12 protein-coding genes (1 of these 12 cut by a window edge) are annotated in these 10,240 nt (G+C 61.9%); 8 read left to right on the plus strand and 4 right to left on the minus strand.

The genetic code is table 11. The features are described from left to right. Positions 1 to 12: 12 nt before the first annotated feature. The 4 genes from ACVDG8_RS24250 (at position 13) to maiA (ending at position 3,129) form a co-directional block, all read left to right on the plus strand. Positions 13 to 1,620: an FAD-dependent oxidoreductase gene (locus ACVDG8_RS24250; protein ID WP_455707245.1), complete on the plus strand. Its 1,608-nt coding sequence runs from the start codon at positions 13 to 15 to the stop codon at positions 1,618 to 1,620. A gap of 15 nt (positions 1,621 to 1,635) precedes the next feature. Beyond that, positions 1,636 to 1,833, plus strand: coding sequence for a DUF2783 domain-containing protein (locus ACVDG8_RS24255; protein ID WP_292321253.1), 198 nt, complete (start codon positions 1,636 to 1,638; stop codon positions 1,831 to 1,833). A 68-nt stretch (positions 1,834 to 1,901) separates the two neighbouring features. Then, positions 1,902 to 2,441, plus strand: a complete 540-nt coding sequence (locus ACVDG8_RS24260; RefSeq protein ID WP_455707246.1) for a VOC family protein — start codon at positions 1,902 to 1,904, stop codon at positions 2,439 to 2,441. A 58-nt stretch (positions 2,442 to 2,499) separates the two neighbouring features. After that, the gene (maiA, locus tag ACVDG8_RS24265) at positions 2,500 to 3,129 is read left to right on the plus strand and encodes a maleylacetoacetate isomerase (RefSeq protein WP_447256974.1); all 630 of its coding nucleotides are present in this window, start codon (positions 2,500 to 2,502) and stop codon (positions 3,127 to 3,129) included. 70 nt (positions 3,130 to 3,199) lie between these two features. On the opposite strand, the gene ACVDG8_RS24270 is transcribed toward maiA, so the two are convergent. After that, a complete protein-coding gene (locus tag ACVDG8_RS24270; RefSeq protein WP_447256975.1) occupies positions 3,200 to 4,459 on the minus strand; it encodes an aromatic ring-hydroxylating oxygenase subunit alpha in 1,260 nt (419 codons plus the stop codon). A gap of 30 nt (positions 4,460 to 4,489) precedes the next feature. Continuing rightward, positions 4,490 to 5,434 carry a PDR/VanB family oxidoreductase gene (locus ACVDG8_RS24275; protein ID WP_447256976.1) on the minus strand — a complete coding sequence of 315 codons (945 nt, stop codon included), beginning with the start codon at positions 5,432 to 5,434 and terminating at the stop codon, positions 4,490 to 4,492. A 96-nt stretch (positions 5,435 to 5,530) separates the two neighbouring features. Here ACVDG8_RS24275 and ACVDG8_RS24280 point away from each other — a divergent pair, with 96 nt between their 5' ends. After that, the gene (locus ACVDG8_RS24280; RefSeq protein ID WP_447256977.1) at positions 5,531 to 6,097 is read left to right on the plus strand and encodes a TetR/AcrR family transcriptional regulator; all 567 of its coding nucleotides are present in this window, start codon (positions 5,531 to 5,533) and stop codon (positions 6,095 to 6,097) included. Between the two features lie 23 nt (positions 6,098 to 6,120). Here ACVDG8_RS24280 and ACVDG8_RS24285 read toward each other — a convergent pair whose 3' ends face one another. Together ACVDG8_RS24285 and ACVDG8_RS24290 are read right to left on the minus strand one after the other, a co-directional pair. Further along, positions 6,121 to 6,336, minus strand: a complete 216-nt coding sequence (locus tag ACVDG8_RS24285; RefSeq protein WP_447256978.1) for a UbiD family decarboxylase domain-containing protein — start codon at positions 6,334 to 6,336, stop codon at positions 6,121 to 6,123. A gap of 288 nt (positions 6,337 to 6,624) precedes the next feature. Next, on the minus strand, positions 6,625 to 6,843 hold the full coding sequence (locus ACVDG8_RS24290) for a helix-turn-helix domain-containing protein (RefSeq protein ID WP_447256979.1): 219 nt from the start codon (positions 6,841 to 6,843) through the stop codon (positions 6,625 to 6,627). Positions 6,844 to 7,098: 255 nt separating this feature from the next. Here ACVDG8_RS24290 and ACVDG8_RS24295 point away from each other — a divergent pair, with 255 nt between their 5' ends. The 3 genes from ACVDG8_RS24295 to ACVDG8_RS24305 form a co-directional block, all read left to right on the plus strand. Further along, positions 7,099 to 7,539, plus strand: coding sequence for a hypothetical protein (locus ACVDG8_RS24295; RefSeq protein WP_447256980.1), 441 nt, complete (start codon positions 7,099 to 7,101; stop codon positions 7,537 to 7,539). Between the two features lie 167 nt (positions 7,540 to 7,706). Continuing rightward, the gene (locus ACVDG8_RS24300; RefSeq protein ID WP_455707247.1) at positions 7,707 to 9,689 is read left to right on the plus strand and encodes a recombinase family protein; all 1,983 of its coding nucleotides are present in this window, start codon (positions 7,707 to 7,709) and stop codon (positions 9,687 to 9,689) included. A gap of 426 nt (positions 9,690 to 10,115) precedes the next feature. Then, positions 10,116 to 10,240, plus strand: the beginning of a protein-coding gene (locus ACVDG8_RS24305) for a type II toxin-antitoxin system ParD family antitoxin (protein WP_447256983.1). 142 nt of this gene lie beyond the right edge of the window; 125 of the gene's 267 nt are visible here — the first part of the coding sequence; it begins with the start codon at positions 10,116 to 10,118; its stop codon lies off the right edge, out of view.

Consider the following 10,240-nt stretch of genomic DNA (forward strand, 5'->3'; position numbering starts at 1 on the left):
GCGGGAGGAAACATGGCAAAGGTATTCGAGACGCCGCTTTATCCCTACAAGCGTTCGCCTGATCAGGACGCAGCCACGCCGGTGCGCCATCCGGTCGTTGTGGTGGGCGCCGGGCCGGTCGGCCTGGTCTGCGCGATAGATCTCGCTCGCCAGGGCGTTCCCGTGGTGGTGCTGGATGAGAACGACAAGGTCAGCTTCGGCTCGCGCGCCATCTGCTTCGCCAAGCGGCCGCTGGAGATCCTAGACCGGCTGGGCTGTGGCGAGCCGATGGTGGAGAAGGGCGTCATCTGGAACGTCGGCAAGGTGTTCTTTGGCAACCGCCGGGTCTACGAGTTCAACCTTCTACCGGAGGCCGGCCACAGGCGGCCGGCCTTCATCAACCTGCAGCAATACTATTTCGAAAAATTCCTCGTCGACCGCGTGCGCGCGCTAGCGGCCGAAGGTCGGCCGATAGATATCCGCGGCAACAACAAGGTCACGGCGGTAGAGCATGACGGCGATAGAGTGGTGCTGTCGCTCGAGACGCCGGAAGGCCCCTACCGCATCCGTGCTGACTGGCTGATCGCCTGCGATGGCGCCAACTCACCGATCCGCGCAATGATGGGGCTCGACTTCATCGGCCGCGTGTTCGAAGACAATTTCCTCATTGCCGACGTGGTCATGGAAGCCGAGTTTCCGACCGAGCGCTGGTTCTGGTTCGACCCGCCCTTCAATCGCGGCCAATCGGCGCTATTGCACAAGCAGCCCGACGGCGTCTGGCGCATCGACCTCCAACTCGGTTGGAACATCGACAAGGAACGGGAAAAGCAGCCGGAGAACGTTATCCCACGGCTAAAGGCAATGCTCGGCGAGGACGCCAAATTCACGCTCGAATGGGTGTCGATCTACACCTTCCAGTGTCGGCGCATGCAGAGGTTCCGCCACGGTCGGGTGCTGTTCGCAGGCGACTCGGCGCACCAGGTCTCGCCATTCGGCGCGCGCGGCGCCAATTCCGGCATGCAGGATGCAGACAACCTGGTGTGGAAGCTGAAGCTTGTGATGGACGGCAGGGCGCCCGACAGCTTGCTCGACAGCTACGAAACCGAGCGTATCAACGGCGCCGACGAGAACATCCTCAACTCCAGCCGATCAACAGACTTCATTACGCCGAAGTCGGAGATGAGCCGGATTTTCCGCGATGCCGTGCTCGATCTTTCCGAGCGCTTTGCCTTCGCGCGGCCGCTGGTCAATTCCGGGCGGCTGTCGGTGCCGTGCACCTATGATGGCTCTCCGCTCAACGGCCCTGACACGCAGGGGCTGCCGCCGCGCACCCGACCCGGCTCGCCGGCCGTCGATGCGCCGGTAAAGGGCGGCTGGCTGCTCGACCGGCTGGGCGACCGCTTCCAGCTTCTAACCATCGACGCCGAAGCGCCGGACGTGATCGAAAGCGGCGGCATTGCAGCCGAGCGGCTGGCCCTGTCGGCTGCGGACGATCCGACCGGCGCGCTCAGGGAACGCTATCTCGGCGATGAAGGCATGGCGGTCTATCTGTTGCGCCCCGACCAACACGTCGCCGCGCGCTGGACCGCGTTCGACCGCACGGAGGTCGAAGCCGCGCTTGCGAAGGCCACGGGACGCTGATGGGAGAAACTGGCGATGACGACACTCAATACGGCTCCGAACATTCCGCAGCCGGACGATTTCTACGCTGAGCTATTGGCCCTGCACGAAGGGCGAAGCAAAGCCGAAAGTGACGCCATCAATGCGCGGCTGGTTCTGCTTCTGGCCAATCATATCGGCGACCGCCGGCTGTTGAGCGATGCGCTTCGGGCGGCGGCGGACCCGCAGCAGTAGGGGTTATGGCAGGTAGTTCGGGTGGAACTGTGTCCGGAGCCACGGCCAAGGCAGAGGAGCCATTTCAAATGAAGATCGAGAAAATCCACCACGTCGCCTATCGCTGCAAGGACGCCAAAGAGACCGTCAAATGGTATGTCAACAACCTCAACATGGACTTTGTGCTCGCCATCGCCGAAAGCCAGGTGCCTTCGACCCACGAGCCCGACCCTTATATGCACGTCTTCCTTGGCGCGGGCGACGGTAAGCTCGCCTTCTTCGAGTTGCCGACGCAGCCGGAGATGGACCGCGACCTAAACACGCCGAGATGGGTCCAGCACATCGCCTTCATGGTCAAGGATCGCGATACGCTCTTGGCCTTCAAGGACAAGCTGGAGAAGAGCGGAGTCGATGTGCTGGGCGTCACTGACCATTCCATTTTCCATTCCATCTACATTTCCGACCCTAACGGCCACCGGATCGAGTTATCCTGCCCGGACCCGAAGGAAGAGGCGATGCTTGAGCGGCTCGACGCGGTGAAGCGGGAGATGCTGGAGGAGTGGTCGAAAACCAAGCGCGCCCCGAAGCATGCCGAGTGGCTGCATGCCGAGGAACTGTTCAAGGCATGAATCCCCATAGCCAGCCGCCTTCTGCAAGCGTCGCCACATCGCGGGGCCGGATCCCGCGATGAGTATGCCTGTTCTCTATGACTACTGGCGCTCGTCGGCGAGCTACCGAGTGCGGATCGCGCTGAACCTGCTCGGCATCCCCTACGAGACGGTGCCCGTCAACCTTCTGGAGAAGGAGCAAAGGGCGCCGCAGCATCTGGCCCGCAACCCGCAGGGTCTAGTGCCAGTGCTCGAGATCGACGGGCTGAGGCTAACCCAGTCGCTTGCCATCATCGAATATCTGGACGAGACCCGCCCGGGCTCTGGCCTACTGCCGCCGGACCCTGCCGAGCGCGCGCGTGTACGGGCGCTGGCGCAGGCGATCGCCGCCGACATCCATCCGGTCTGCAACCTTGGTCCTGTCGGCCATGTAATGGCCTTGACGAACGGAGGCGACGAGGTGCGTGTCGCGTGGATGCAGAAGTTCATCGGCCAGGGGCTGGCCGCGTTTGAGACGCTTCTCGACAGTCCCGCTACAGGCCTCTTCTGCCACGGCGACCGACCGACCATCGCCGATCTGTGCCTAGTGCCGCAGTTCTACAACGCTCACCGCTGGAATGCCGATGTAGCCGCGTTGCAGCGCGCCAACGCGATCGCACAGCATTGTGCGAAACTTCCCGCGTTCGAGGCTGCCGCTCCCCGAAGCTGACCGAACCAAAGTTCTGGCAGATCGCTAGGAGCGGGTCGAACAGGATTCGGCCCGCGTTGGCGGCGGCCTATCAGGCGGCGCTTTGTTCCAAACGCTGCTCGCGCCGGCCCATGTACCAGTCGGCGAATTCCGAGATGCGCCTTTCCTGGGTAGAGTATCGGCCGGGCCGGTAAGCGGAGGAATTGACGCCCTTCTGGTTGTTTTCGGTGATCGTCTTGTCTTCCCGTAGCGTCGTGTCCCACACCCGCATGAGTTCTTCCGGCCTGAAGTCGGCGCCCTCGCGCGCATCGCCGCGGACCATCCAGATAGCCTCGACATCCGTTAATTGCGGGGCGCGCGGTGTGAAACGGAAGATCACGGCATGGTCGTTGTTGACCAGGATCGCGCTCACGGGATTGAAGACGCATCCGGTCTGCCCCCCGTCAAACTCGCCATAGGCAGTCATCAGCGGCGCGACGGGATTGCCGTCGACGCTTTCCGTCCTGGCGTCGTCCGAGATTGGCAGGCGGTTGCCCGACCTGAAGAACGGCGTCTCCGGTCCGTCAGCAAACATGCCGGTTGGATAGCCGAGCGACGCCGATCTGGCCTCCCAGGTCTTCAGCTTTTCCTTATATTCCTGGATAGCCACGTCGTCGCCTGATCCGGCACCGGCGCCGAAGGCGAGCATCTTCATCCGATCGTGAACCGAGCAATAGGTCGGATGTGCGGTGTTGCAGTGATAACACTCGAAAAAGTTCTCGACGACCAGCTTCCAGTTCGCCTGCGTCGGATAGAACTTGCGCGCACCGGCCTTAGCAGTCGCCACGCCCTGACCGCGCACCAACTTGTGGAATGGGGCCACGAACTCCTCGAAGGAGGGTGGCGCGGCCGCCGCGTTCAGGAAGATAAGGCCCTCGAACACGCCGACATTGACCGGCTCCAGCGAGATTTTCGTACGGTCGAAATCCTCCGGCATCAGATGGGCGGCACGCAGGCTGCCATCGAGATCATAACTCCAGGCATGATAGGGGCAGGTTAGGATGCGCTTGCTGCCTTCCGGCTCCAGACAGATCCGCGAGCCGCGGTGGCGGCAGACATTATGAAAGGCGTTGACGACGCCGGAGCGTGAGCGGACGACAATGATACTCTCCTGCCCAATTTCGAACAGGAAGTAATCTCCCGGGTTAGGGATGCGGCTTTCGTGATCGACCAGAAGCCACTGCTCATCCAGCAGCATCTGCACGTCGGAGCGGAAAATGCCGTCGCTCTGGTACAGGGCCTGCGGCAGGCAATAGCCCGGCGTCCAGTCGCGAGTTGCTTGCAAGTCGTGGGTACTGGCTGCGATCGCCATAGCGCTGCTCCCGTTTCAGCTTCCGTTGTTCTACAGATCGAGGACGAGTTCCGGTGTCTTGGCCCGAGACACGCAGGCGCAGATGTCCTGCCCGCCTTCCCTTTCCTCGTCGGTCAGGAAGGAGTCGCGGTGGTCGGGTACGCCGGAAAGAACGCCGGTGACGCACGAGCCACATATGCCCTCCTGGCAAGAGGAGGATATGCGGACCCCTGCGGCGACCAGAACGGACAGAAGCGATCGATCAGCAGGCACGTCGAGCGTCTTTCCACTGCGGACGAGCTTCACGGTGAACGCTCGGTCGGTCCCGCCGCCGTGACTTCTGGGGCTGAAGTGCTCGAGATGAACCGCGTGCGCGCCGAGGCTGGACGCGGCTAGTCTGACTGTCACGTCCATCAGAGGTCCAGGGCCACACACATAGACGTGAGTTCCCGCGGGATGGCCGCCGGTCAGAAGTTCGCAAAGTGTGAGCGCCGTAGCCGCCGGGTCCAAGCCGACATAACGGGTCGCGCATCCAGTCTTCATCAGCACATCCAGGCGATTCTTGAACGGCGCTTCCGCGTCACGGCAGAAATAGTGGAGCGCGAAGCTCCGGCCCTCGGTGGCAAGCTTTCGGCTCATGGCAATGATCGGCGTGATGCCAATTCCGCCTGCGATAAACAGCGTGTGCGGGTGCCGGCCGAGAACGAAATTGTTGCGCGGCGGCGAAATCGTGACGACGTCACCTGCGGCTAGGTGCTCGTGAACGTACTTGGAGCCTCCCCTGGAGTCGGGCACATGCTTGACGGCGAATTCGTATCTGCTTCCGTCCGTCTCCTCGTACAGCGAGTATTGACGGATCAGACCGTTGGGTAGGTGAAGGTCGATATGCGAGCCGGGCTCTGCTGCAGGCATACGTTCGCCCGTGATGGCTTCGACAGCGAAGGACTTCACTTCCGGCGACAATTGTTCGACGCTGAGAATCCTGGCTTCAATCATCGCTTTTGCGTGTGCTCGGACATTTGGCTATCGGCGGTTATGGCGTTATATTAGAGTTCATACCGACCAGAAGGTATGTATCAGGAAGGATAATGCGTGGCAAGACGCAGGTTCGACAAAAAGGAAATGATCACAGCCGCGAGACGGATCGCGTTCGATCGTGGGGCGGGAAACGTCACTCTTGAGGCTGTGGCGAGGGAGATCGGTGCCACCAAGGGTGCGGTGCTGCATTCGTTCCCCAGCAAGACTAAGCTCTTCGAGGCGTTATTGAAGGATCTCTGCAGCGACTGGGACGAACGTTTCAGGCACAGCCACGGCGCTCTTTCCGGCGAGCCAGCCGCGGCGCTGCGCGCCTATGTTGGCACGTTCTCGGCTACCGACCCCTTGGCGCCATCCTACGTGGAAGCGATGATGCTTGCTCTGGCCGAAGATCCTGGACTGATGCAGCCGGTTCGGGAAGCCTACCAGAACTATGCACGCATGATCGACGCGGAGGCGAAGGACGTGGACCTCGCCCGCCTCGTCTGGATGGCGTGCGAAGGGATCATGATGCTCGAACTGATGGGCCTGCACAGATTCGAGCAGGCCGACCGCTCACGGCTTTTCCGGCTCCTGGCTCAGTTGGCCACGAGTAGCGGCCGGCAAGACCTTGCCGGCGACTAGCGCTTCAATTTTCTCGAGCGCCTCTACGGCCCTCTCGCCCGCCACATGCAAGGGTGCGCAGCACCGCCTTGCATAGGCAGCCATCTTATGATCGCCTGATCCTGGGCGATGACCTGCATGCGGTATATGCCCAGATTGTATCTGCCGGGATCGCCCTCGCCCGGCGGCCGGGTGACGACCACCGGCCACGTGATGAGAGCACCGGCGTCCTCCGGCCAGCAGGTCTGGATGGGAAGCATTGCGAAATCCGCCTCGGCATCCCGCCATAGTCTTGACGACGAAACGATCTTCGGGCGCGCTGCCAAGGCGCCGCGCACAGCCGAGAACATGCCGGGCCTGACGAAAGTTCTGAGGAGCCTGGGGGACCTCAGGTAGGACTGTTTAGGAGAGGGATAATGTCTGCTTGTAGCATGCGGCAGACTCCCTCGCGAAGTCCGAAATGCAGCGCAAACCCGCCGCTGGCTCGCTACGGCGCCATTGAATGAGCGCGCGAGCGAGCGGCTTCCGCTTAGATCATTGCTATAAAACTAGGGATGATCGGTTGGCTTGACCAACTCCACGTGACTTACTCCCAACGCCTGAGCAAGTTCATAAAGCGTAATCACCGTGGGGTTTCGCCGGCCTCGTTCGAGGCTGCTCAGATACTGCTGACTAAATCCAGAGCGTGCTTCGACGTCCTCCTGCGTCAGGCCTTTCTCTCGCCGAATACGCGCGAAGTTTTTTCCAACCAGCTGACGCATGTCCATGCGTCGGACAATCGAGGTTTACACACTTTAAGTTTATCAACTATAATATGTATTCACCAGCGGGAGACTGACCCCACGGAAGGAGGCCATGCCTTGCCAACGAAAAAGCCAACCGTTCTCGCCTCATGCAGCAACGACACGGAATTGCACCCGGCAACCCTACGCGATCCCGCGCTCCTGCTTGTGAGCGATTGGCAAATGGCTCGGTACGTCTCCATGCTTCTATGTCGTGTGCAGCAGCGGCTGGAGAGCCGAATGCTGGTCAATCCCGGAATTCAGGTATTGGCCGCAGATTCACCGACGCGAGTTCAAGAGCGAACGGCGCGCACCCAAGGCGATCCTCGGGAGTATGCGGTTGCGCGCGAGGCTGAGGTCTTTGCGATGACCGAAGCCCTCAAGTTCCAGGATTCTATCCCTGAAGTCGCGGCGACGTCGCTTCTCGGCGCCATCGCCAAGTTGGAAATGATCGTCAGCGCTGATCGAGATATTGGTGATCCTACCGACTTCCCCTGGCCGCACATAGCTTCCGTGCTGCGTGACTTAAAGGCGATCGCGGGAGACTTGCCGGTTGGCCGCCGGAGCCGGGAAAGGACGCGGAGCGATGTTGCCAGGCATTGGGAGTCCGCAGTCAAGCTGGTCGCGGCGCTGAAAGAGGAAGACGAGGCGGAGCGCCTTGGCGATGTAGCCGTCCTGTGACACGGCCCCAACCACTTGTCGCCTTCAGGTCGATCTTGACGCTTAAGACGAAACCGCACGCCGCAAGTCATTGCTCGCTGTGGCCCTACGACATGAAGTTCGCGCTTTCCTTCGCCGTCCGGAGGACTCTGATGGCGGGTCGATCCACCCTTGGGAGAGCGACCGCGATGGCAGAGGAAACCAGGACCGGACCGCAGTCGCTGATTCCGGCGAACGACAACAGCGACCTCGCCGGCCCCAAGGGCCGCCCTGTAACCGCGGCGGCGGCCAAACTGGATAGGGTTGTGCTGGATATCGCTAGGCTGATCGGCCGGCAGCTGGCGCGGGAGACATTCGAGGCGGCGCTGGCGGCCAATGACAATCGGCCGGGCCGCCAAGATGGAGAGGGCAGGGAGCCGGATGGCAAACCCCTTGGCAACAAGAGAGGATCTGCCGCCATGACCCGTGTCGCACTCTATGCCCGCTATTCTTCCGACAGCCAGCGGGATGCCTCCATCCAGGACCAGTTGAGGCTGTGCCGCGAGCAGGCGGCGCGGGAAGGCTGGAGCGTGGCGGGAGCCTACGAGGATGCGGCGATCTCCGGTGCCAGCACGGTGCTGCGGCCGGGTATCCAGCAAGTGGTGCGCGATGCCCAGCGTGGCCGCTTCGAGGTGGTGCTGGCCGAGGCGCTTGATCGCATCAGCCGCGACCAGGCAGATGTCGCCACCCTCTTCAAACATCTCAAATTCGCCGGCGTTGCCATCGTCACTTTGGCCGAAGGCGAGATCAGCGAGTTGCATGTCGGCCTCAAGGGCACAATGAATGCCCTGTTCCTCAAGGACCTTGCCCTCAAGACCCATCGTGGCCTGCGAGGGAGGGTGGAGAAGGGCAAGGCCGGGGGCGGGCTGTGCTACGGCTACCGGGTGGTGAAGAAGCTCGATGCGGAAGGCGAGCCCGTCCGGGGCGATCGCGAGATCGTGCCGCAGGAAGCGACCATCGTGCGCCGCATCTTTCGCGAATTCGCTGCCGGCAAGAGCCCGAAGGCGATCGCCGTCGACCTGAACAAAGAGGGCGTTCCTGGTCCGCTCGGCCGGCACTGGGGCGATACCAGCGTGCGCGGGCACGTCATCCGGGGTACCGGCGTCATCAACAACGAACTCTATACCGGCGTGCTGGTTTGGAACCGCCTGCATTTCGTCAAAGATCCCGCCACCGGCAAGCGTGTCTCGCGGGCCAATCCGCCAGCCAAATGGATCCGCACCGAGGTGCTGCATCTCAGGATCGTTGAGGACGAACTGTGGCAGGCCGTGAAGGAGAGACAGAAATCCATCGCCAGCCAGTTCGAGGCAGTGACCATCGCTACGCGCAAGGCCCGCGCGAAAAAACTGCACACGATGAGGCGGCCGGTCTCCCTCCTTTCCGGCCTGCTCACCTGTGGTTGCTGCGGTGGGCGCTACGGCCTGTTCACGCGAGACCGCTATGCCTGCCTCAACCATCAGCGCCGCGGCATCTGCGACAATGGCCGCACCATCACCCGGGAGAAGATCGAGCAGCGGGTCCTCGCAGGCCTGAAGGAAACGCTCGTTTCGGCCGAAGCCGTGGCAGAGGCGATCAGAGCCTACGCCCTGGAGACCAATCGCTTCAATCAGGAGCGTCGCGCGCAAGGCGAACAGGATCGCAAGGCACTCGACAAGATCGAGCGCGCCATCGCCGGCATCATGGCCGCGATCGAGGATGGCCTTTACCAACCTTCGATGAAAGCAAGGATGGAAGACCTGGAGAGGCAGAAGGCGGAGATCACCGCGCGTCTGGCTCTGGGGCCCACTGACGTACCCGACCTGCATCCCAACATCGCCACGCTCTACCGCAAGCGGGTCGAGCAACTCACGCAAGCGCTCGCCGACCACGAGGACGGACGTCGGGCCGCCGAGGCATTGCGCTCGTTGATCGGAGAGATCGTAGTCACGCCCGGCGAAAAGCGCGGTGAGGTGCATGCGGAGCTACGCGGCGAGCTGTTCGGCATCCTCGAACTCGCCAGACCCGATCCAAATGACCAGCCCAACGATGTTATGACAAAAGGGGTATCGGGTCCCCGCAACCAAATCCAAACGGCCCGCATCCAAGCGGGCCGTTCGCGTTGCGGCGTGTCCTCCGCGCCGGTTGCTGTCTGAGCTAAGGCCTCCCACCAAGCCGAATAATTCAGCCCACATCGGCGCCTGGTGCGATGCTCGCTTCGACGGCACTCATGAGCCGCGGCCGGTGAGGGCGTCAAGGTGAGGGCGACGACGCGTTCCGAACCAGTGCGCCACCAGGAACGAAACTAATATTAGCCGGTTGAGTTTCTAACTCAGCCGGCTTCTGTGTCTCAGACGTCTCGCAAATGGCGAGCGCGCACAGGTCGTGGGATTGGCCGCATGGCGATCCTCGTTCGGGCGCCGGCGTCTTGATCGACATTTTGATCGCTGCCGAATCGGTGGAGCTCAGCGCTTCACCGAATCACAAAGGACGGAACTGCGATCGAATCAACCAAAACTGTCAATTGTTGCTATCTATTGCTATATCTGCCGGCCGGCCCCATATTTCCCCAGGAGGTTGCCATGCCCAACTACGCTTTGAACGACCACTATGAGCGCTTCATCAGGCGGCAGCTCGAATCAGGCCGCTACAACAATGCCAGCGAGGTTGTCCGTGCCGGCCTGCGCATGCTGGAGGATTTTGAGGC

Source organism: Mesorhizobium sp. ORM8.1, from assembly GCF_053005525.2.